Genomic DNA, 22204 nt, shown 5'->3' with positions numbered 1-22204 from the left:
TGAACGCGAAATCCTGAAATGCGCATCCATCGAGCGGATGCTGAAATCGACGAGGCTGCCGTGACCGAAATCCGCCGTACCGCGCTGGTGAAATATTCGCCAGAGCAGATGTTCGACCTGGTCAATGAGGTCGAAGCATACCCAAAGCGCTTCCATTGGTGTTCCGGTGCCGAAGTGCTGGAGCGAGGCGAGAACATGCTGGTGGCGCGGCTGGATCTCAAGTTCGCCGGGTTTCATCACAGCTTTACCACGCGCAACACCGTCGAGCGTCCCAGGCGGTTGCAGGTCAGCCTGGTCGATGGTCCGTTTCGCCGGCTGGAAGGCGTGTGGGACTTCATTGCGCTGGGCGAGGAAGGCTGCAAGATCCTCTTCGCACTGGACTTCGACTATGCCGGGCGTTTCGGTGGGGCGGCGATAAAGTTGGGCTTCCAGGGCCTGGCCAGTCGCATGGTGGACGACTTCTGCCATGAAGCCGAGCGCATCCATGGTTGATCGCATGGCGGTGGAAGTGGTTCTTGCCTTGCCTGATCGCCAGCAGGTGTACCGGGTGGAACTGGGGCAGGGGGCCAGCGTGATGCAGGCGATCGAAGCGTCAGGCGTGTTGCTTGATGCGCCCGGCCTCGTGATTGATCCGGACCGTCTGGGCGTTTTCGCCAGGCGCGTACGTCCGGATGACACGCTTCACGATGGCGACCGGGTGGAGATCTACCGGCCGCTGTTGCTGGATCCGAAGGACGCGCGCCGGCGCCGGGCCGGCGGCTGACCACGGACGACCTGCGCGCGAGGATCAGGGGGTGCCGTTGTCCGGCTTGCCGGTAGTGGCGCCCACGCCGATGACCGGCTTGTCCTTCTTGGTCTCGCTCTTGTCGCCTTCGGTCTCGTTGACCGGGTAGTTCACGTGGTACTTCTGGTTCTGCTTGATGATCTGCTTGGTGTCCTGGGCAAACGGGGTGCCCTCGATGCGCGCCAGCGAGTCGTTGTCGAAATACAGGCTCATGGTGTGCGTGATCCTCTTCTCGCCACGATGCGAGTAGGTCGACACGTAGTCCCAACGGCTGTGATCGAACGGCGACGCCACCGACGGCGTGCCCAGCAGCGTCAGCACCTGTTCCTTGGTCAGTCCGGGCTTGAGTTGATCGACGGCCTTCTGGTCGACGGTCTTGCTGAACAGGTTGCCCTGCTGCACGTCGGGGGTGTACACGAGATGGCAGCCTGCCAGCGGCAGGGCCAGCATGGCGAAACCCAGCGTGCGAATCAGTTTTTGCATGCGTGTTGCGTCCGGATCGTGAAGGTGTCGGATGATACACTAACGGCTTGACCGCACCGTGTATCGGGGAGCTTGCGATGGAACAGGAAACCCAGGAGCTGCGCCGTGTCGGCCTGAAGGTCACGCACCCGCGCATGCGTATCCTGCAGATCTTCGAGGAAGATGGCATTCACCATCTCACCGCCGAGGATGTGTACAAGAAGCTGCTCGCCTACCAGGAAGACATCGGCCTGGCCACGGTGTACCGGGTGCTGACCCAGTTCGAAGCGGCCGGCATCCTCGTCAAGCACAATTTCGAGGGTGGGCAGGCCGTCTACGAGCTGGATCGTGGCCAGCACCACGACCACATGATTGATGTGGACAGCGGAAAGGTGATCGAGTTCGTCAGCGAGGAAATCGAAAAGCTGCAGCACCAGATCGCCGCCAGCCACGGCTATGTGATCGAAGACCATAGCCTGGTGCTTTACGTACGGCCCAAGTCGCGCTCGAAGTAGGCAGAAATGGCTTGGCCCGGCGCGGCCATCGTGCCGGGCAGGGAAGCGGGCGGGATATCCGGGTCGGCTGAATGACGCCCATAAAAAAAACCGCGGGAGGACTCCTGTCCACCCAGCGGTTTATCCGTTGCCGTTCGGCGGTGTGATGTATTCGAATTGCTCGAGATACGCACATATCGCCTCTGACATCGGCGGAACAGCATCCTGCCGTCCTTCGGGCCGACCGTCCCCACGGTTGACCCGGCACACCATCTTGCGATGGCGGCTCCCCCACATCGATGGAATGATCCTAACGAAGACTTCACGCGAGCGATATTGGAAAATTTCCTAGTTGGCCTGTTTCGAGCGACCAGGCTCACGGTTTGGCGTGTTGCTTCGCAGCAAGACCCGCAGATGGACTCCACCATGTCCGGCGCGCAGTCGAAACAGGCCGCCGAGCGAGGTGACCCGGTCGCGCATGCCTTGCAGGCCGCGGCCTTCGCCGGATACCCGCTCGGGCAGGCCGATGCCGTCGTCGCGGATATCCAGCAATGCCAGCGCGACGCCCTGGCGCTCGCCAATGCGCAGGCGCAGGCGGAATTCACTGGCCTGGGCGTGCTTGACCGCATTGGTGGCGCTTTCCTGGGCCAGTCGATAGATCGCGGTGCGGATGTCTTCTTCCAGCAAGCGGGGTTCGCCACGCAAATCGGTGTGGTAGGCCATGCGGGCAGTGGCCAGCAGGTCGCGTATGGGGCCTTCGTCGAGGGCGCGCATCAGGCCGAATTCGTCCAGGACGGCGGGGCGCAGGTCGTCCAGCAGCTGATGCAGGGCGCGGCGCATATGCCCCAGGATGCCGTTGATCGCCGCACCGGTGTCTTCCAGGCCGGCCTGCTGCAGGCGCGACTGGGCCAGCTTCACATGGGTCTGGATGGCGGTGAGGTTCTGGCCCAGCTCGTCATGCAACTCGGCGGCCATGTGCCGACGCAGGTCTTCCTCGGCCTGGAGGTTGCCACGCGCGGCATCGCGCAGCTGGCGCGCGAGGTGATCGAGGCGCCGGTTGACGGCGCCCAGATGCACGTTCTGCTCGGCCACCCGCGCGCTGCTGCGGCGCAGGGCATCCGTGGCCGAGCCCAGCATCAGTGCGCCGGTGCCGGCAACCGCAAGAAACAGATGGGCCGAAGCCGTAGGGTCGGCATGGATCATCAGCCGGTCGACCATGGCCATGCCGAGGCTGGAAACCAGCATCGACAGGCTGGCACCGCGCCAGCCATGCCGGAAGGCGAAAAACAGCACCGGCGCCAGCGACAGCACGCGGGCGAACTCCCGTTGCGGCCCGGCCTGCTCGGCCAGGGCCAGCAGGATCACCAGCGAGGGCAGCATGACCAGCAGCCCGTCCATCGACAGCGCGCGCAGTGCCTGCCGCGTGGGGCGAGCGCGAAACAGCAGGATCAGCGGCGGGGTCATCAGCAGCACGCCGACGTAGTTGGCCAGCAGGTCCTGGCCGAGCATGTCCAGCAGCATGTTCGACGAGGGCGAGGAATGCAGCAGCGCCAGCAGCACGGCATCGGCGGCGGTGGCGGCTAGTACGGTGAAGGCCACCGACAACAGCAATCGCGATACGTCTTCGGGATCGCGCAGGCTGGCTTTCAGGTTGGTCCGGCGCAGCAGCCACAGGCAAATCGCCACCACCAGTGGCTGTGGCAGGTCACCCGCGGCAAAGCCGATCCAGCCCAGCGGGATGTGCAAATGGACGTCGATCAGGCCGGTGGCGATCAACTCGCCGCCCAGCAGCCATGGCCAGTAGCGCAGCGGCGCCAGCAGCAGCACGCCGAAGCGCAGGCCGAACGGCAACATCCAGTAGGGCTCGGCGGTGGGCCACAGCAGCAGCCAGAGCAGGGCGTAGCCAAGTCCGGCCAGCGGGCCGCGAACGAACGAGGGCAAGGTCATCTGGCGCATGCGCGGATGGTACATGGCCGTCGCGCCAGACAGGCGGCAACACTGATACAGTGAGGCCATGTACAGCATTGTTCTGGTCGACGACCATGCCATCGTGCGGGAAGGCTTCAAGCGGCTCATTGGCATGGAGCCGGACTTGGAAGTGATCGCGGAATGCCGCAACGCCGATGACGCGGTCGAGGCCATCGCCCAGCATCAGCCCGACCTGGTGGCGCTCGACCTGTCGCTGCCGGACGGCAGCGGCTTGCCGCTGATCGAGCATCTGCTCAGCGTGGCGGCGGATACCCGCATCGTGGTGCTGAGCATGCACGATGGCGAACCGTACGTGTCCGAGGCCTTGCGTCGCGGTGCCAGTGGCTATGTCACCAAGGGCGTGGCGCCGGAAGAACTGGTGGCCGGGCTGCGTGCGGTGATGCAGGGCGAACAATTCCTCAGCTCGGACCTGCGCCAGCGTCGCGCCGAACGGCCGGGCGAGGCACTTGATCCGTTCGAACGCCTGACGGCGCGCGAGCGCGAGGTGTTCCTGCTGCTGGCGGCCGGTCGTGCACCCAAGCAGGTGGCGGCCGAACTGGGTATCGGCCAGAAAACGGTCTATATCCACCGCGCCAGCCTGATGGGCAAGCTGGGCGCGGGGTCGGAACTGGATCTGTACCGGATGGCGAGCGAGCGCGGGCTGCTGGATACCGCGCGCAACTGAGATCCGCCCAGACGCCGGGATCAGTCGACCTGGGCCTGCTCCAGCATCTTCTTCGCATGGGCGCGCGTTTCGCGGGTGATTTCCACGCCGCCGAGCATGCGTGCCAGCTCGTCGCGCCGGCCGGCCGCGTCCAGCGTTTCGATGCGCGTGTGGGTGGAGTCGTCCCCGCTGTGCTTGCTGACGCGCAGGTGGGCATGGCCCTGGGCGGCGACCTGGGGCAGGTGGGTGACGCAGAGGACCTGCCGCTGTGCGCCCAGTGAGCGCAGTTTCTGTCCGACCACTTCGGCCACGGCGCCGCCGATGCCGCTGTCGACTTCGTCGAAGATCATGCTGCCCACGCTGTCCTTGCCCAGCGTGGCCACTTCGATGGCCAGGCTGATGCGGGCCAGTTCGCCACCGGAAGCCACCTTGCGCAGCGGGCGCGGCGGCTGGCCGGGATTGGCGCTGACCAGCAGTTCGCAGCGTTCGCGGCCCTGGGCATCCGGCTCGTCGCCCTCCGCCGCTTCCAGCGCAACCTGCAGCACGCCGCCGGCCATGCCCAGCTCGCCCATCAGCGTGCTCACATCGGTACCGAGGCGTGTCGCTGCGATATTTCGGGCCTTGCTTAGTGCGGTGGCTGCGGTGACGTATTGCGCCTGCGTGCGCTCGCGTTGGGCGGCCAGTTGTTCCAGCGCGTCGCCGGCCCCCTCCAGTTCGTCCAGTTCGCTGCGCAGCTCGCCCAGCTTGTCATGCAGCTCTGCCATGGGCAGGCGGTGGCGACGGCCAAGCTCGTGCAGTCGGGCCAGGTGTTCGTCGATTTCGGTGAACCGCTCGGGGTCGAGGTCGACATCCTGGCCGTAACGGCCCAGTCCGTCTGCCGCTTCGCCGAGCTGGATCGTGGCGTTGTCCAGCAACTCCAGCAACGGCGCGAGGCGGTCATCCAGTTCGGCCAGTTTGCCCAGCTCGGCATGCGTGCGGCCCAGTGCGCGCCGCAGGGCGAATTCGCTGTCACCGTCGAGCAGTTCGACGATGCCGGCGGCGCCTTCGGCAAGCTTGCCGGCATTGGCGAGACGGCGGTGGCTGGTTTCCAGTTCGGCCAGTTCGTCGGCTGGCAGCGCCCACTTCTCGAGCTCGTCGCATTCGTGGCGCAGCAGCTCCAGCCGTTGCTCGCGATCCTCGCCGCCGCTGATCCGGCGGATGCGCGATCCCAGCTCGCGCCATTGGCTGGCCAGTTCGCGTACTTGCCCGGCCACGCTGTCGTTGCCGGCATAGGCATCGAGCAGGGCAAGCTGGTGCGCCCGCGACAGCAACGCCTGATGCTCGTGCTGGCCATGAATTTCCACCAGCAGGCTGGCCAGTTCGCCGAGCTGGCCGGCATTGACCGGACGGCCGTTGACCCAGGCACGGGAACTGCCTTCGGCGCGGATGACCCGGCGCAGCTGGCAGGCCTCGTCCTCGTCCAGTTCCTCGTGCTTGAGCCAGGCGCGGGCTTCCGGCAGGTCGGACAGGTCGAATTCGGCGGCCAGTTCGGCCCGGTCGCTGCCGGCGCGAACCACGCCGCTGTCGGCGCGGGCGCCGGCAAGCAGCAGCAGGGCGTCGACCAGCAGGGATTTACCGGCGCCGGTTTCCCCGCTGACGACGGTGAGGCCCGGTCCGAAGCTGATCTCGGCGGCTTCGACGACAGCAAAGTGGCGAACGTAGAGCGAAGTGAGCATGAGTGGGCTGGGTACAGTCCGGGTGGTTGTGTGCAGGATTGTAACGGCTGGCGACCCGCTACAATCGCCGGACAGTCGGGGTGGTTGCCGCTGCCTGCGCTTGCATGTGGGCGGCGCAGACCTTATTTCTTGTGCGTCTCACGGATTGCCACAGCGCATGTCTTTCTTGAACAGCCATCTTGATCTCGATGCCCGCGCCCGGCGGTTGTTGCGCACGCTGATTGCGCAATACCTGCTGGATGGCGAGCCGGTGGGATCGCGCACGCTGTCGCGCTCGTCGGGGCTGGCAGTCAGCCCGGCGACCATCCGCAACATCATGTCCGACCTGGAAGACGCCGGCCTGGTGGCCTCGCCGCATACCTCGGCCGGGCGCGTGCCCACGCCGCGTGGCCTGCGGTTGTTCGTGGACAGCCTGATCGAGCTGCAGCCGTTGCCGCACGAAGACATGGCCCGGTTGCGCCGCGAGTTGCCGCCGCAGCCCACCACCACGCGCGACCTGCTCGGCAATGTCTCGACCCTGTTGTCGGCGATGACCCACTTCGCCGGCGTGGTGACGGTGCCGCGCCAGGCCGATTTCCCGCTGCGCCACATCGATTTCGTGCCGCTGCCGGATGCTCGCGTGCTGGTGATCCTGGTGTTTTCCGACAACCAGGTGCAGAACCGCATCGTGCAACTGGCCAAGCCGCTGGATGGCAGCGAGCTGGAACAGGCGGCGAACTACATCAACGCGCATTTTGTCGGCCTGCGCGTGGACGACATTCGGGCCCATCTGCTGGGCGAGTTGCGCGAGACCGGCAGCGAGCTGAACCGCCTGCTGGCCAGCGCGATGGAGCTGACCACGGCTTCGTTCGCGCCCCAGGTTGGCGGCGACGACGTGTTGGTCAGTGGCCAGACCAACCTGATGGGCTATGCGGAACTGGCCGACCTGGATCGCCTGCGCGACCTGTTCGAGGCGTTCCAGAAGAAAAACGAGTTGTTGCAGCTGATGGAAGTTTGCGCCCGCGCGCCGGGCGTGCGCCTGTTCATCGGCGAGGAATCGGGCTTTACGGCGCTGGATGGCTGCAGCGTGGTCACCGCCAGTTATGGCACGCAAGGGCGGGTGCTGGGCGCGGTGGGCGTGATTGGTCCCACGCGCATGGCCTACGAGCGAGTGATTCCGGTGGTGCAGGCCACCGCCGGATTGCTCAGCGATGCCTTGAATCGCGCCGCGACGGCCTCATAAGAGGCCCCGGGGGCGGGGTTGCCCGCAGATTTTTGGACGGTCGGCAACGTGTGCCGGCCACGGACGAGGTTTGGAGTCACACCATGCAGAACACTGATCCGCAGGCGCCGAACGGTGCGCCCGAAGGCAATGCGGCGGACGAGGCGCTGATCGCCGATCTGGAGGCGTTGAAAGCCCGCGTGGCCGAGCTGGAAGCCGGCAATACCGAGCTGCGCGATACCGTGCTGCGCGAAAAGGCCGAGCTGGAAAACCAGCGCCGCCGCCTGCATCGCGACCTGGAACAGGCGCGTCGTTTCGCCAACGAGAAGTTGTTGAACGAGCTGCTGCCGGTTTACGACGGACTGGAAAGCGGGTTGGCGGTGGAGGGCGGCGATGTCACCTCCATGCGCGAAGGCCTCAGCCTGACCCTGAAGTCGCTGCTCAAGGTGGGCGAGAACCACGGTCTGGCGCAGGTCGATCCGCTCGGTGAACCGCTTGATCCGGAGCGCCATCATGCGGTGAGCATGGTCGATGCGCCCGGCGCGACACCGGGCACCGTGGTCAGCGTGTTGCAGAAGGGATATGTGCTGAACGAGCGCCTGTTGCGCCCGGCGCTGGTCGCCGTGGCCAGGGATTGATCGATCGCACACAGCTGAACGCGCGGCATCCGAAGCCGCGCCAGCATTGAATCGCGGGGCATGACCCCCATCTGGAAATCATCGCGGCCGCGGGGGCCGCACCAAGCATCTGGAGCATGAAAACTATGGGCAAGATCATCGGTATCGATCTGGGTACGACCAACTCCTGCGTATCCGTGATGGACGGCAGCACCACCAAGGTCATCGAGAATTCGGAAGGCGATCGCACCACGCCGTCGATCGTGGCGTTCAGCAAGGACGGCGAAGTGCTGGTCGGCGCGCCGGCCAAGCGCCAGAGCGTGACCAATCCCAAGAACACCTTCTACGCGGTGAAGCGCCTGATCGGCCGCAAGTTCACCGATGCCGAGGTGCAGAAAGACCTGCACATCGTGCCCTACGGCATCGTCGCGCATGAGAACGGCGATGCGTGGGTGCAGACCTCCGACGGCAAGAAGATGGCGCCGCAGGAAATCGCCGCCAAGGTGCTGATGAAGATGAAGAAGACCGCCGAGGATTACCTGGGCGAGACGATCACCGAGGCCGTGATCACGGTGCCCGCGTACTTCAACGACAGCCAGCGCCAGGCGACCAAGGACGCCGGCAAGATCGCCGGGCTGGAAGTGAAGCGCATCATCAACGAGCCGACCGCGGCCGCGTTGGCCTATGGTCTGGACAAGAACGGCGGTGACCGCAAGATCGCCGTGTACGACCTGGGCGGCGGTACCTTCGACGTGTCGATCATCGAGATCGCCGAAGTTGACGGCGAGAAGCAGTTCGAGGTGCTGGCCACCAATGGCGACACCTTCCTCGGCGGCGAAGATTTCGACATGCGCGTCATCGACTACCTGGTCGACGAGTTCAACAAGGACCAGGGCATCGACCTGCGCAAGGATCCGCTCGCGCTGCAGCGCCTGAAGGACGCTGCCGAGCGCGCCAAGATCGAACTGTCCTCCAGCCACCAGACCGAAGTGAACCTGCCGTACGTGACGGCCGACGCTTCCGGTCCGAAGCATCTGAACATCAAGCTCACCCGTGCCAAGCTGGAAGCGCTGGTGGAAGAGCTGGTCAAGCGCACCATCGATCCGTGCCGCACCGCGCTGAACGACGCCGGCCTGCGTGTGTCCGACATCAACGAGGTGATCCTCGTCGGTGGCCAGACCCGCATGCCCAAGGTGCAGGAAGCGGTGAAGGACTTCTTCGGCAAGGAACCGCGCAAGGACGTCAACCCGGATGAAGCCGTGGCCGTGGGTGCCGCGATTCAGGGGGGCGTGCTGGGTGGTTCGGTCAAGGACGTGCTGCTGCTCGACGTGACCCCGCTGTCGCTGGGCATCGAGACCATGGGCGGCGTGATGACCAAGCTGATCGAGAAGAACACCACGGTGCCGACCAAGGCCTCGCAGACGTTCTCGACCGCCGACGACAACCAGACCGCGGTGACCGTGCACGTGCTGCAGGGCGAGCGCGATCGTGCCAGCGCGAACAAGTCGCTGGGCAAGTTCGACCTGCAGGGCATCGATCCGGCGCCGCGCGGCATGCCGCAGATCGAGGTCACCTTCGATATCGACGCCAACGGCATCCTGCACGTGTCGGCCAAGGACAAGAAGACCGGCAAGGAGCAGAAGATCGAGATCAAGGCCGGCTCGGGTCTGTCCGACGACGAGATCCAGCGGATGGTTGCCGACGCCGAAGCGAACAAGGAAGAGGACAAGAAGTTCCAGGAGCTGGTGGCCACCCGCAACAAGGCCGATCAGCTGGTGCACGCCACCCGCAGCGCGCTGAAGGAACACGGCGGCAAGGTGCCGGCCGATCAACTCAGCACGATCGAGGGTGCGCTGTCTGACCTGGAGAAGGTGAAGGACGGCGAGGACAAAGCCGCGATCGAGTCGAAGGTCGAAAAGCTGGAACAGGTGGCGCAGGCGCTGTATGCCGCGGCCCAGGCCGGCGGTGCCGATGCCGGCCCGCAGGCGGCTCCGGGCGGCGGTTCGGCGCAGCCTGACGACGTGGTGGACGCCGAGTTCACCGAGGTCAAGGACGACGAGAAGAAGTAATGACGTCACGGCCCGCGTGCCTCGCCAAGGCACGCGGGCCGTTGTCATGCAGGGAGTAGGGGAGACGGCATGGGGAAAGGCAGGCTCGAAGCCTTCAGCGATGGCGTGCTCGCCATCATCATCACCATCATGGTGCTGGAGCTGAAGGTGCCTCATGGCAGCAGTTGGGAAGTGCTGGCCGCACAATGGCCGGTATTCCTCAGCTACGTGCTCAGTTTCGTGTACGTTGGCATCTACTGGAACAACCATCACCACTTTCTGCATGTCGCCGAGCGGATCAATGGCAAGGTGCTGTGGGCCAACCTGCACTTGCTGTTCTGGTTGTCGCTGATGCCGGTGGCTACCGGCTGGATGGGCGAAAACCATTTCGCTGGATTGCCGGTGGCGGTGTACGGTGGCGTGCTGCTGATGTGCGCATTGGCCTGGCAGCCACTGCAGCGCAGCCTGATCACGGCCAATGGTGGCTGTGATTCGTTGCTGGCGCAGGCGGTGGGTGCGGACTGGAAAGGCTGGCTCGCCGCCGCCATGTATCTGTTGGGTATCCTGCTGGCGTTTGTGGCGCCGTGGATATCGTGTTTCCTTTATGCCTCGGTGGCAGCGATCTGGTTCATCCCCGATCAACGCATCGAGTCGCGGATCAAATGATGAGCAAGCGTGATTACTACGAAGTCCTGGGTGTCGAGCGCACGGTCACCGAGGTCGAGCTGAAAAAGTCCTTTCGCCGGCTGGCGATGAAGTACCACCCGGACCGTTGCCCCGACGATCCGGCGGCGCAGGACAAGTTCAAGGAGGCCAAGGAAGCCTACGAAGTGTTGTCCGATGCGCAGAAGCGCTCGATGTACGACCAGTACGGCCATGACGCTTTCGAAGGCGGCATGGGCGGTGGTCGTGCCGGTGGCTTCGGCGACGTGGGTGACATTTTCGGTGACATTTTCGGCGATATTTTCGGTGGTGGCCGGGGGCGCCAGCGGCGTGGTTCCGACCTGCGCTACATCATGGAGCTGGATCTCGAGGAGGCCGTGTTCGGCACCGAGCAGAAGATCGAGATCCCCACCCAGGTGAACTGCCACCACTGCAACGGCACCGGTTCGGCGGATGGCAAGACCGTCACCTGCAAGACGTGCAACGGCCACGGTCGCGTGCGCATGCAGAACGGCATTTTTTCGATCCAGCAGGCGTGTCCGCAGTGCGGCGGCGCCGGCAAGGTCATCGAGAAACCGTGCAAGCCCTGCCATGGTGAAGGCCGGCTGGAAGAGCGGCGCACATTGTCGGTGCGCATCCCCGAGGGCGTGGACAACGGCGACCGCATTCGTCTCACCGGCCAGGGCGAGGCCGGTCCCGCCGGCGCACCGGCGGGTGACCTCTATGTGGAAGTGCACGTGCGCGAGCACAAGATCTTCCAGCGTGAGGGCAATGATCTGCATTGCGAGTTGCCGATCCGCTTCTCGCAGGCTGCGCTGGGTGCCGAATTGCCAGTGCCGACGCTGGACGGCGAAGTACCCATCACGATTCCGCCCGAGACGCAGACTGGCCAGCAGTTCCGCTTGCGCGGTCGTGGCGTCAAATCGGTACGCAACGGGCGCACCGGTGACCTGATTTGCCGCGTGGTGGTGGAAACGCCGGTGCGTTTGACCAAGCAGCAGCGCGAACTGTTCGAGCAACTGGAGACCACCTTTGCCGGTGGGGCGGCGGAGAAGCATATGCCGCGGGCCAAGACTTGGGTCGATGGCGTCAAGCAGTTCTGGTCGCGGGTGACCTCGCAGGTTTCCTGATCCGGCCGTTTAGCCTTCTTTTTGCCGCTGCTCGTGCGTCTTGTCCGGCGACGCGTTACGCTGCTGTTTTCACGGGAAACCGGCCATGACCTCCAGCCTTCGCCTTGCCATCAATGGTGCCTCCGGCCGCATGGGGCACGAGTTGCTGCAGCGGGTGCGGGTGGATCATCGCTTCGAGTTGGCGCGCGCCGTGGTCGCCCCCGGCTCGGAACACGACGGTGCCCCGCTGCCGGGTACGTCGCTACATTACGCGCATGACTGGCGCGAGGCGCCCGCGCTGGATGTGGTGGTCGACTTCAGTGGTCCGGATGGCCTCGCGGCCGCACTCGATTGCTGTCTTGAACGTGGTGTGGCTTTGGTGACCGGCACGACCGGCCTGGATGCGGCGCTTACCCAGCGCCTGGCTATGGCTGCCACGCGCATTCCGTTGCTGCGTGCGGCCAATTTCAGCCTGGGCGTGGCGGTACTCAGCCGGCTGTTGCGCGAAGCATCCGCCGCGCTGCGTGACTGGGACCTGGAGATTGTCGAAGCCCATCACGGTCGCAAGGAGGACGCCCCCTCGGGCACGGCGCTGGCGCTGGGTGAAGTGGCTGCCGCCGCGCGCGGGACCACGCTTGAGCGTGACGCGGTGTATGCCCGCGAAGGCCGCACGGGTGCACGCCGACACGGCGAAATCGGTTTTTCCGTGGTCCGTGGTGGCGACATCGTGGGAGAACACCAGGCGCTGCTGATCGGGCAGGGCGAGCGGGTGGAGCTGGGACACCGCGCCACCGATCGTTCCATCTTCGCGCGCGGGGCACTGGAAGCGGCGCACTGGCTCGCCGGCAAATCGCCGGGTGCCTACGATCTCGACATGATGCTGGCCGAGCGCAGCGCACGTTGATTCCGTCGCATCGACCCAGCGGCTTTCGCCAGCCATGAATTCGACTTCACTCGACCCGCATCTCCTCCACGGCCGTCGTCAGCGCCCCGACGGCCCGATGCCGGTGGACATCATCTCGGTGCAGTCGCAGCTGGTGTACGGCCACGCCGGCAACAGCGCGGCCGTTCCGCCACTGTTGCGACTCGGTCTGCGCGTGGCCGAGGTGCCGACCACCGTGCTCAGCAATGCGCCGTTCTATGCCACGACGCGCGGGCGCGTGCTTCCGGCTGATTGGCTGGCCGATCTGCTGCTCGGTGTGCGCGAGCGTGGCCTGCACACGCGTGCACGGATGCTGGTTTCCGGCTATCTCGGCAGCGCGGACAACGGCCACGTGCTGGCCGACTGGCTCGACGCGATACGCCCCGAGACCCCACAGCTCAGGTTCTGCCTCGATCCGGTGATTGGCGACACGCATACCGGTGCCTACGTGGAACCGGAGCTGGAAGCCGTATTCCGCGAGCGGCTGTTGCCAAAGGCGTGGCTGCTTACGCCGAACGCATTCGAGTTGGGACGGCTCAGCGGCTTGCCGGCCACGACGGCGGCTGCCGATGGCTTGGCCGCGGCACGCGAGCTGCTCGCGCGCGGCCCGGTCTGGGTCGTCACCCACAGTCTTCGCGGTGCACCGGGTGAATTGCTGACGCTTGCCGTGGGCCGCGACGAAGCCTGGTGCATCGCCTCGCCGGAACTGCCGATCGACGTGGCCGGTACCGGCGACGTGCTCACGGCCTTGCTGGTGGCGGGCCTGTTGCGGGGCCTGGCCATGCCGCAAGCACTGGAGCATGCGGTTGCCGGTGTGCACGCGGCACTGGAAGCCACGCTGGCCGCACAGTGCGAAGAACTGGACGTGCTGGCCGCGACGCCGGATTCGACACCGCTCGCCCCGCGTTTCCCCGCCATCTGCGTCGACTGACGTCCACGGCGGCTTGCCGGTGGCGTGTACGTCCGGCTACCATGCCAGCGTTTGTCATTGGGGAGTAGCCATCCTCGCTCCCGACGGGCCTGACGGCTCGTCAATCCAGAGGAATCCGCGTCAACAGACTTGGGGTGATGCCCCATGGTGCGGATGGCCGTCGTCGGAATCTCCGGCGAACGTGCCCGGCGAGACCTTTGGCCGCGACGTGCTCACCCCTGGCCGGGCGAGCGGCGTCGCCGCGCCATCGGTATTCCGCTCGCCCGGCCCGGATCCTGTGCATGCTCACCACCTTGCTGTTCCTGCTGTCCGCCGGCGCGATCTATGCCGCCTGCGAGTATTTCGTCAACAGCGTCGAATGGCTGGGACGCAAGCTCGCCCTGGGAGCGACCGCCACCGGCACGGTATTGGCCGCCTTCGGCACGGCGTTGCCGGAGAGCGCGGTGACTTTTGTCGCGGTGATCTTTGGTCGCACGCCGCAGGCACGCGACATCGGCGTGGGTGCCGCACTGGGCGGGCCGCTGGTACTGGCCACGATCGCCTATGCCGTGGTCGGCGTGGCCTTGTGGATGAATCGCCGCCGATTGGGGCGCCCGGACGCACAGGTTCGCGTGGACCACCGCCGGCTGGCGCGCGACCAGTCATGGTTTCTTGCCATCTTCGTGGCGAAATGTGCGTTGGGCCTGTTCGCGTTCGCGTTGAAGCCATGGCTGGGCGTGCTGTTTCTTGCCGCCTATGCGGCGTACGTATGGCGCGAGATCCGGCATGGCGATACCGCGCCGGAGGAAGAAGCGCTGGAGCCGCTGAAATTCCAGCCGCGTGCCATCGACCCTTCCATGGCGCGCGTATTGCTGCAGGCCACGCTGGCGTTGCTGGTGATTGCGGTGGCCTCGCGTGTCTTCGTGGCGCAGCTCGACGTCATCGGGCTGGCCCTGCACTTGCCGGCGCACTTGGTCGCGTTGCTGCTCAGCCCGGTGGCCACCGAGCTGCCGGAAACGGTGAATGCGCTGATCTGGGTGCGCCAGGGCAAGGAGCGGCTGGCTCTGGCCAACATTTCCGGTGCGATGATGATCCAGGCTACCGTTCCCAGCGCACTGGCAATCTTCGCCACGCCATGGTTGTTCGATGCGCCGCTGATCGTGGCCGGTGCCATCACCACCATGGCCATCATCTACCTGTGGTGGCTGTTCCGGCGCGGCTGTGTCGATGCGCGCCGAATCATGCCGGTGGGGCTGTTGTACGGGGTGTTTGCGGCGTTCGTGTGCTGGCATGCCGTCGGGTAGACGGCCGTCCGGTCAGTCGCGGTGCGACGCGTTGCGGTCGCGGCCGGCGCCGAGACGGGCGTCCAGCTTGCCGAAGAGCTTCTTGAAGGAGCGCGAGAAATTGCCGCGCTTGGTCTTGCGCAGTTTTTCTTCCTCGCTGGTCAGCCATGCCACCTGGATCACACGGCGCTCGCCTTCATAGGGCAGGTGGCCGTGGAACGAGTTGTCGCAGCGCTTGAAGATGGCGAACTCGCCGTACAAAGGCGTCAGCTCGGGCGCGACGATGTCGTCGATATCGTCGATGCGGTTGAGGAAGCGCAGGCAGCCTTCGCTGGTGTCCGGCCATTGTGCATTCAGGTAGAGCAGGGCGGTGGCCACCTTGGACTTGCTGTCGGTGTGGATGGTGCCGTGGCGGCGGTTGAGCAGCCGGCACAAGGTGACCAGCGTGGGGTATTGCCCAAGGTCGGCGATACCCAGGCGACGCCCCACCGCGCTGGCGAACTCCGGCGAGGTCAATCGATCGACCAGGGTGTTGATCGTGGCGCCGCAATCGGCCGGGTCGTAGGGGAAGAAACCGGCGCTGGTGTAGCGGGGGAAATCGCGATCCAGGTCGCTGCGCGCCTCGTCGGGAAGCTGCCCATGGGCAATCATGAACGGGAAGGGTTACTCTGCGACATGCGTATCCGAACGATCGAGACGGGCAGGGTCAAGCAGGGCAGTGGCGTTCATGGATATCGTGCGGGGCAATGATGCTCCAGTTTAACGTGTGCGACGTGCAGAGTGGATGACGGCGGGATATTTCGCGTGAACCGCCGTTCATTGCAGCAGAGTGTTCGTCACGGTGGACAGAATGGCCGTCCGGGCCTATCATTTCGACCCGCCCGAGAACTCTCATAACCGAGATCCTCAAGCCTGCTTCCTGCGGCTTGCGGATCTTGCTGTATCCGAAAAAAGGCGGCCCATCCCATGCCCATTCCCGCTCTGCTTGCTCTAGAAGACGGCAGCGTGTTCCACGGTCACGCCGTGGGCGCGACTGGCGAAACCACCGGTGAGGTGGTGTTCAACACAGCGATGACGGGCTATCAGGAGATCCTTACCGATCCCTCGTACTCCCGACAGCTTGTCACCCTGACCTATCCCCATATCGGCAACACTGGCTGCAACGCCGAGGATGTCGAGTCCGAAACGGTTCAGGCCGCCGGCCTGATCGTGCGCGACGTGCCGCGTCGAGCCAGCAACTGGCGCAGCTCCGAAAGCCTGCCCGATTACCTGAAGCGCCACGGCATCGTGGCTATCGCCGGCATCGACACCCGTCGGTTGACCCGCATCCTGCGCGACAAGGGCGCGTTGGCCGGCTGCATCCTGGCGGGCGAGCAGGTGGATGCCGAGGCGGCACTGGCCAAGGCGCGCGCCTTCCCCGGGCTCAACGGCATGGATCTGGCCAAGGTCGTCACCACCGCCCGGACCTATGCGTGGAACGAAGGCGTGTATAACCTCGACAAGACGACATTCAGCCAGCCGGCGCGGCGATTCAAGGTCGTGGCCTACGACTTCGGCGTGAAGCGGAACATCCTGCGCCTGTTGGCCGAGCAGGGCTGCGACATCACCGTGGTACCGGCGCAGACGCCGGCCACCGAGGTGCTGGCGATGAAGCCCGACGGCGTGTTCCTCTCCAACGGTCCCGGTGATCCGGCGGCCTGCGATTACGCCATCGCCGCCACCAAGACGTTCCTGGAGGCGAAGATTCCGTTGTTCGGCATCTGTCTGGGCCACCAGATCATGGGCCTCGCGCTGGGCGCGAAGACGCTGAAGATGAAGTTCGGTCACCACGGTGCCAACCATCCGGTGAAGGATCTGGACGACGGCCGTGTGCTGATCACCAGCCAGAACCACGGCTTTGCGGTGGACCCGGCGACGCTGCCGGCCAACGTGCGGGTGACTCACAACTCGCTGTTCGACGGCTCGCTGCAAGGGTTTGCCCTGACCGACCGTCCGGCGTTCTGCTTCCAGGGTCACCCGGAGGCTTCGCCCGGCCCCCACGACATCGGTTACCTGTTTGACCGGTTTGCCCAACTGATGCAGGAGGCCCGCTGAGATGGCCAAGCGTACCGATATCAAGAGTGTCCTCATCATTGGTGCCGGCCCGATCGTGATCGGCCAGGCCTGCGAGTTCGATTACTCCGGCGCACAGGCATGCAAGGCGCTGAAGGAAGAGGGGTACCGGGTGATCCTGGTGAACTCCAACCCCGCCACCATCATGACCGATCCGAATACCGCCGATGCGGTCTACATCGAGCCGATCAACTGGCAGACGGTGGAGCGCATCATCGCCAAGGAAAAACCCGATGCGGTGCTGCCCACGATGGGCGGCCAGACGGCGCTGAATTGCGCGCTCGACCTGGCTGACCACGGCGTGCTGGACAAGTACAACGTCGAGCTGATCGGCGCCAAGCGCGAGGCCATCCGCATGGCCGAGGACCGCGAACTGTTCAAGCAGGCGATGAGCGAGATCGGCCTGGAAAGCCCGCGGTCGGGCGTTGCCAAGAGCTACGAGCATGCGGTGGAAATCCAGGCGGAGCTCGGTTTTCCGGCCATCGTGCGACCCAGCTTCACGTTGGGTGGTTCGGGTGGTGGCATCGCCTACAACGTCGAGGAGTTCGAGGCCATCGTCAAGCGCGGTCTCGAGCTCTCGCCGACGCACGAAGTGCTGATCGACGAATCGGTGCTGGGCTGGAAGGAGTTCGAGATGGAAGTGGTCCGCGACACGGCGGACAACTGCATCATCATCTGCGCCATCGAGAACCTCGACCCGATGGGCGTGCACACCGGCGATTCGATCACCGTGGCACCGGCGCAGACCCTGACCGACAAGGAATACCAGCGCCTGCGCGATGCCTCCATCGCGGTGCTGCGCAAGATCGGCGTGGACACCGGCGGCTCCAACGTGCAGTTCGGCATCAACCCCGCGGACGGTCGCGTGGTGGTGATCGAGATGAACCCGCGCGTGTCGCGCTCCTCGGCGCTGGCGTCGAAGGCCACCGGCTTCCCGATCGCCAAGATCGCGGCCAAGCTGGCGGTGGGTTACACCCTGGATGAATTGAAGAACGACATTACCGGCGGCCTGACCCCGGCCTCGTTCGAGCCGACCATCGATTACGTGGTCACCAAGATTCCGCGCTTTGCGTTCGAGAAATTCCCGCGCGCCGACGCCCGCCTCACCACCCAGATGAAATCGGTGGGCGAAGTGATGGCGATCGGCCGCAGCTTCACCGAGTCGCTGCAGAAGGCGCTGCGCGGGCTGGAGATCGGCAAGACCGGACTCAATCCGACCGGCCTGGACCTGACCACGGCCGAAGGCCTTGCCACGCTCAAGCGTGAGCTGCGCGAGCCGCGCCCCGATCGCGTGTTCCACCTGGCCGATGCGTTCCGCGCAGGGCTTTCGCTGGAAGACGTGCACGAACTCAGCCGCGTTGATCCATGGTTCCTTGCCGCATTCGAGGACATCGTGCTCACCGAGAACGAGGTGAGCGAGCAGGGTCTCACCGCACTCGATGAGCCGCGCATGCGCGAGCTCAAGCGCATGGGCTTCGCCGATGCGCGTCTGGCCGAGCTGGTCGGCACCGACGAGGCCGCGCTGCGTCACGTGCGCCATACGCTGGGCGTGCGCCCGGTGTACAAGCGCGTGGATTCCTGCGCGGCCGAGTTCGCCACCACCACGGCCTACATGTACTCGACCTACGAGGAAGAGTGCGAGGCGGACCCCAGCGATCGCGAGAAGATCATCGTGCTGGGTGGTGGCCCGAATCGCATCGGCCAGGGCATCGAGTTCGACTATTGCTGCGTGCATGCCGCGTTGGCGCTGCGCGAGGACGGGTTCGAGACCATCATGGTCAATTGCAACCCGGAAACCGTGTCCACCGACTACGACACCTCCGACCGCCTGTACTTCGAGCCGCTGACGCTGGAAGACGTGCTGGAGATCGTCGCGCTGGAGAAGCCGAAGGGCGTGATCGTGCAGTACGGCGGCCAGACCCCGCTGAAACTGGCGCGCGCGCTGGAAGCGGCCGGGGTTCCGATCATCGGCACCTCGCCCGACTCGATCGACCTGGCCGAGGATCGCGAACGCTTCCAGCAAATGATCGAGAAGCTGGGCCTGCGCCAACCGCCGAACCGTACCGCGCGCAACGCCGACGAGGCGCTGGCGCTGGCTCGCGAGATCGGCTATCCGCTGGTGGTGCGCCCCAGCTACGTGCTGGGAGGCCGCGCGATGGAAGTGGTCTATGACGACGCCGATCTTTCGCGCTACATCCGCGAGGCGGTGCAGGTGTCGAACGATTCCCCAGTGCTGCTCGACCGTTTCCTCGACCACGCGGTCGAGGTGGACGTGGACATCATCGCCGACACCGACGGCAAGGTGCTGATCGGCGGCATCATGGAGCACATCGAGGAGGCCGGCGTGCACTCGGGCGATTCGTCCTGCTCGCTGCCGCCGTATTCGCTGTCCGCCGAGGTGCAGGACGAAATGCGTCGCCAGGTCACCGTGATGGCGCGGGAACTGAAGGTCATCGGCCTGATGAACACCCAGTTCGCCATCCAGGGCGACACGGTGTACATCCTCGAGGTGAACCCGCGTGCTTCGCGCACGGTGCCGTTCGTGTCCAAGGCCACCGGCATGCCGCTGGCCAAGATCGCCGCCCGCGCCATGGCCGGCATGACCCTGGCGGAGCAGGGCACCACGCGGGAAGTGATTCCCTCGTACTACTCGGTCAAGGAAGCCATCTTCCCGTTCCTGAAGTTCCAGAACGTCGACCCGATCCTCGGGCCCGAAATGCGTTCGACTGGCGAGGTGATGGGCGTGGGCCGCAGTTTCGGTGCCGCATTTGCGCGTGGTCACGATGCCGCCGGCATCGTGACGCCGCAGCAGGGCAAGGTGTTCGTGTCGGTGCGCGATGCCGACAAGGACCACCTGTTGCCGGTAGCGAAGGACGTGGTCTCGCGCGGCTTCAGCCTGGTGGCGACCGCGGGCACTGCGGCCTATCTGACCAGCCATGGCGTGGTCTGCGAGCGCGTCAACAAGGTGCTGGAAGGGCGTCCGCACATTGTCGACATGATCAAGAATGGCGATATCGTCTATATCGTCAACACCACCGAGGGCAAGCAGGCGATTGCCGACTCGTTCTCGATCCGTCGCGAGGCGCTGCAGCGTCGCGTTACCTATTCCACCACCGTCGCGGGCGCACGTGCGCTGGTCCATTCGCTGGATTTCCATGGCAGCGAGGACGTGCACAGCCTGCAGGAACTGCACAAGGAGCTGAGCCCATGAGCCGAGCCCCCATCACCAAGGCTGGTTCGGAGCGTTTGCGCATCGAACTGGAGCGTCTGAAGTCGGTCGAGCGGCCGCGCATCATCGCCGCGGTGGCCGAGGCGCGGGCGCACGGCGATCTGAAGGAAAACGCCGAGTACCACGCCGCGCGCGAGCAGCACGGGTTCAACGAAGGTCGCATCGCGGAACTGGAGGCGGGTTTGTCCACCGCCGAAGTGATCGACGTGACCCGTCTCAATGCCGGCACCAAGGTGGTATTCGGTGCCACCGTTGACCTTGAGGACGAGGACACGGGCGCTGCGGTGACCTATCAGATCGTGGGCGACCTGGAGGCCGACATCAAGCAGCGCCTCATCGCGGTGTCGTCGCCGATCGCCCGTGCGCTGATCGGCAAGAGCGAGGGCGACAGCTTCGAATTCACCGCGCCCAACGGGGTGAAGCACTACGAGATCACCGGCGTGCGTTACGAGTGAAGCACGACCGGCTGGAAGGGGAAACCCTTCCAGCCGGTGCGTCCGTGCAGAGGCAGCGGACGCAAATCGGCAACCATAAAAAAAGGGCCGCGATGCGGCCCTTTTTTTCGCGACAGGTCGGCAGCCGGCGCTTAGCGCTGGCGCGCCTTGAAGCGCGGGTTGCTCTTGCAGATCACGAACACCTTGCCACGACGGCGCACAACCTTGCAGTCGCGATGCCGCTGTTTGGCGGACTTCAAAGAGGAAAGCACCTTCACGGCCAGCTCCTGATACCAATAGGGAAAAATCAAGCACGGAATTATAGCTATTCCAAGGGCTTGCCACAAGTCCGCGCGTGGCACCCGATTTCGACCACGGCAGGGGCCGGCCGAAGCACTTCGCCGGTCTCAGCCGGGCGCGATTACCGGTACGCCGCGCGCGGCTTTCAGGTCGGCCACGGTCGACAGGAATTGCGCCAGTACCGGTGACGGATCGTCGATGCGACTGGCCACGGCCAGCAGCAAATGGGCATCGGGTTCCTGCAGCGGCACATAGCTGACCCCGGCCAGCCGTACCGCGCGCATCGTGGTCGGGACCAGGGCCAGTCCGATGCCGGCCGAAACCAGGGCGAGCAAGCCGGTCAATTGCTGGGCATGCTGACGGATCTGCGGGTGGAAGTCGGACTTGGCGGCCAGTTGCACCAGCCGGTCGTACAGCGTGGCCGCCAGCTCGCGAGGCTGGGCCACGAAGGGTTGTCCAGCCACGTCGCTCATGCGCAGGCGCCGACGGGTGGCCAGTGGATGCCCGGATGGCAGCGCCAGCAGCAGCGGCTCGCGATCGATCACCTCCAGCCGCAAGGCCCGGGCGTCGGCTTCGTGGGCCGGCTCGTTGCGCACGAAGCCGACGTCGATCTGCCCGGCACGCAGGGCGGAAAATTGTGGCTCGGTATACATCTCGCTGAGCTGCATGCGCACGTTCGGCGCATTGCGGCCGAAGCGCAGCAGCGCCTGTGGCAGGGCGGGGTGGAACGACACCGATACGGTATAGGCCAGCCGCAGCTGGCCGCTGAAGCCGGCGGCAGCCTCGCTCACCAGGTGGCGGGCCTCGTCTGCCTGCAGCAGGATTTGCCGGGCCTGCTCCAGGAACAGCTGGCCGGGCTCGGTCAGGGCGACGTTGCGTTTGTTGCGCTCCAGCAGGCGCACGCCCAGGTCCTGTTCGAGCGACTGGATCTGCTGCGATAATGGTGGCTGCGAGATGTGCAGGCGCTGCGCGGCCCGGGTGAAACTCAGCTCCTCGGCGACGGCGATGAAATAGCGCAGTTGGCGGAAATCAAACATATATGGATATCGTATAAGTATCGATCTAAATATATATTTGATTCTGTATTGCGTCGATCATAAAGTAGGCCCTGTCGCGCCACCTACCCCCCTCCCCCCGGGTGGCGCTGACCCTCGCCCCGCAGCGACGCTACTCATGCGGTATCGGTTTCTCTCCCCATGAGCCGATACTGACGCGTCGCTCGCGGGGCGCCTTATTTTGGCTGTATTCGTGCCTTCGTCCGTGAATGGTGAAAGCCAGACGGGCGACCA

General features: G+C 65.2%; 20 protein-coding genes, 1 pseudogene and 1 riboswitch. Of the genes and pseudogenes, 15 read left to right on the top strand and 6 right to left on the bottom strand.

What is annotated here, in order from left to right; genetic code table 11:
• The first annotated feature begins 60 nt into the window (after positions 1 to 60).
• A complete protein-coding gene (locus tag AB7849_RS09960; protein WP_037102528.1) occupies positions 61 to 492 on the top strand; it encodes a type II toxin-antitoxin system RatA family toxin in 432 nt (143 codons plus the stop codon).
• A gap of 4 nt (positions 493 to 496) precedes the next feature.
• Positions 497 to 763: an RnfH family protein gene (locus AB7849_RS09955; protein ID WP_147628602.1), complete on the top strand. Its 267-nt coding sequence runs from the start codon at positions 497 to 499 to the stop codon at positions 761 to 763.
• Positions 764 to 787: 24 nt separating this feature from the next.
• Here the strand turns inward: AB7849_RS09955 and AB7849_RS09950 are convergent, their stop codons facing one another.
• Complete coding sequence (locus AB7849_RS09950; RefSeq protein ID WP_008216682.1) at positions 788 to 1267, bottom strand: outer membrane protein assembly factor BamE; 480 nt, start codon at positions 1265 to 1267, stop codon at positions 788 to 790.
• A gap of 77 nt (positions 1268 to 1344) precedes the next feature.
• Between AB7849_RS09950 and fur the strand changes: the two genes are divergently transcribed.
• Positions 1345 to 1761, top strand: coding sequence for a ferric iron uptake transcriptional regulator (gene fur, locus AB7849_RS09945; RefSeq protein ID WP_008216685.1), 417 nt, complete (start codon positions 1345 to 1347; stop codon positions 1759 to 1761).
• A gap of 327 nt (positions 1762 to 2088) precedes the next feature.
• Here fur and AB7849_RS09940 read toward each other — a convergent pair whose 3' ends face one another.
• Positions 2089 to 3711: an MASE1 domain-containing sensor histidine kinase gene (locus tag AB7849_RS09940; RefSeq protein WP_369501022.1), complete on the bottom strand. Its 1623-nt coding sequence runs from the start codon at positions 3709 to 3711 to the stop codon at positions 2089 to 2091.
• Between the two features lie 43 nt (positions 3712 to 3754).
• Between AB7849_RS09940 and AB7849_RS09935 the strand changes: the two genes are divergently transcribed.
• Entirely contained in the window at positions 3755 to 4393 is a 639-nt protein-coding gene (locus tag AB7849_RS09935) for a response regulator transcription factor (protein WP_008216690.1), read from the top strand.
• A gap of 20 nt (positions 4394 to 4413) precedes the next feature.
• Here the strand turns inward: AB7849_RS09935 and recN are convergent, their stop codons facing one another.
• The gene (recN, locus tag AB7849_RS09930) at positions 4414 to 6087 is read right to left on the bottom strand and encodes a DNA repair protein RecN (protein WP_369501021.1); all 1674 of its coding nucleotides are present in this window, start codon (positions 6085 to 6087) and stop codon (positions 4414 to 4416) included.
• Between the two features lie 157 nt (positions 6088 to 6244).
• Here recN and hrcA point away from each other — a divergent pair, with 157 nt between their 5' ends.
• From hrcA to AB7849_RS09890, 8 genes are all read left to right on the top strand, one after another.
• Positions 6245 to 7309, top strand: a complete 1065-nt coding sequence (hrcA, locus tag AB7849_RS09925; RefSeq protein ID WP_008216693.1) for a heat-inducible transcriptional repressor HrcA — start codon at positions 6245 to 6247, stop codon at positions 7307 to 7309.
• Positions 7310 to 7392: 83 nt separating this feature from the next.
• Positions 7393 to 7926: a nucleotide exchange factor GrpE gene (gene grpE, locus AB7849_RS09920; RefSeq protein ID WP_008216695.1), complete on the top strand. Its 534-nt coding sequence runs from the start codon at positions 7393 to 7395 to the stop codon at positions 7924 to 7926.
• Between the two features lie 125 nt (positions 7927 to 8051).
• A complete protein-coding gene (dnaK, locus tag AB7849_RS09915; protein ID WP_008216697.1) occupies positions 8052 to 9974 on the top strand; it encodes a molecular chaperone DnaK in 1923 nt (640 codons plus the stop codon).
• A 69-nt stretch (positions 9975 to 10043) separates the two neighbouring features.
• Positions 10044 to 10619, top strand: a complete 576-nt coding sequence (locus tag AB7849_RS09910; RefSeq protein ID WP_008216698.1) for a TMEM175 family protein — start codon at positions 10044 to 10046, stop codon at positions 10617 to 10619.
• Complete coding sequence (gene dnaJ / locus AB7849_RS09905) at positions 10619 to 11746, top strand: molecular chaperone DnaJ (RefSeq protein ID WP_008216700.1); 1128 nt, start codon at positions 10619 to 10621, stop codon at positions 11744 to 11746. The genes AB7849_RS09910 and dnaJ overlap by 1 nt, the downstream gene beginning before the upstream one ends.
• An 85-nt stretch (positions 11747 to 11831) precedes the next feature.
• On the top strand, positions 11832 to 12629 hold the full coding sequence (dapB, locus tag AB7849_RS09900; RefSeq protein WP_008216703.1) for a 4-hydroxy-tetrahydrodipicolinate reductase: 798 nt from the start codon (positions 11832 to 11834) through the stop codon (positions 12627 to 12629).
• Positions 12630 to 12663: 34 nt separating this feature from the next.
• Positions 12664 to 13578, top strand: coding sequence for a pyridoxal kinase (gene pdxY, locus AB7849_RS09895; protein WP_369501020.1), 915 nt, complete (start codon positions 12664 to 12666; stop codon positions 13576 to 13578).
• A 44-nt stretch (positions 13579 to 13622) separates the two neighbouring features.
• Positions 13623 to 13792: riboswitch (yybP-ykoY riboswitch) on the top strand.
• A 67-nt stretch (positions 13793 to 13859) separates the two neighbouring features.
• Positions 13860 to 14861: a sodium:calcium antiporter gene (locus AB7849_RS09890; protein ID WP_008216708.1), complete on the top strand. Its 1002-nt coding sequence runs from the start codon at positions 13860 to 13862 to the stop codon at positions 14859 to 14861.
• Positions 14862 to 14873: 12 nt separating this feature from the next.
• Here AB7849_RS09890 and AB7849_RS09885 read toward each other — a convergent pair.
• A pseudogene (locus AB7849_RS09885) lies at positions 14874 to 15569 on the bottom strand (2OG-Fe(II) oxygenase).
• A gap of 237 nt (positions 15570 to 15806) precedes the next feature.
• Here AB7849_RS09885 and carA point away from each other — a divergent pair.
• The 3 genes from carA to greA are packed head-to-tail and all read left to right on the top strand — an operon-like array spanning position 15807 to position 20636.
• Positions 15807 to 16934: a glutamine-hydrolyzing carbamoyl-phosphate synthase small subunit gene (gene carA / locus AB7849_RS09880; RefSeq protein WP_092700758.1), complete on the top strand. Its 1128-nt coding sequence runs from the start codon at positions 15807 to 15809 to the stop codon at positions 16932 to 16934.
• Position 16935: 1 nt separating this feature from the next.
• Entirely contained in the window at positions 16936 to 20163 is a 3228-nt protein-coding gene (gene carB, locus AB7849_RS09875; RefSeq protein ID WP_369501019.1) for a carbamoyl-phosphate synthase large subunit, read from the top strand.
• Entirely contained in the window at positions 20160 to 20636 is a 477-nt protein-coding gene (greA, locus tag AB7849_RS09870; protein ID WP_008215047.1) for a transcription elongation factor GreA, read from the top strand. Before carB ends, greA begins: the two co-directional genes overlap by 4 nt.
• A gap of 131 nt (positions 20637 to 20767) precedes the next feature.
• Here the strand turns inward: greA and ykgO are convergent, their stop codons facing one another.
• Positions 20768 to 20893: a type B 50S ribosomal protein L36 gene (gene ykgO, locus AB7849_RS09865; protein WP_008215056.1), complete on the bottom strand. Its 126-nt coding sequence runs from the start codon at positions 20891 to 20893 to the stop codon at positions 20768 to 20770.
• Between the two features lie 129 nt (positions 20894 to 21022).
• Positions 21023 to 21952: a LysR substrate-binding domain-containing protein gene (locus AB7849_RS09860; protein ID WP_369501018.1), complete on the bottom strand. Its 930-nt coding sequence runs from the start codon at positions 21950 to 21952 to the stop codon at positions 21023 to 21025.
• Between the last annotated feature and the right edge of the window lie 252 nt (positions 21953 to 22204).

Source organism: Rhodanobacter sp. FW021-MT20, assembly GCF_041107475.1.
Classification (GTDB): Bacteria; Pseudomonadota; Gammaproteobacteria; order Xanthomonadales; family Rhodanobacteraceae; genus Rhodanobacter_A; species Rhodanobacter_A glycinis.
Note: the sequence above shows the minus strand (reverse complement) of the source record. Positions and strands in the feature narration are given on the sequence as shown.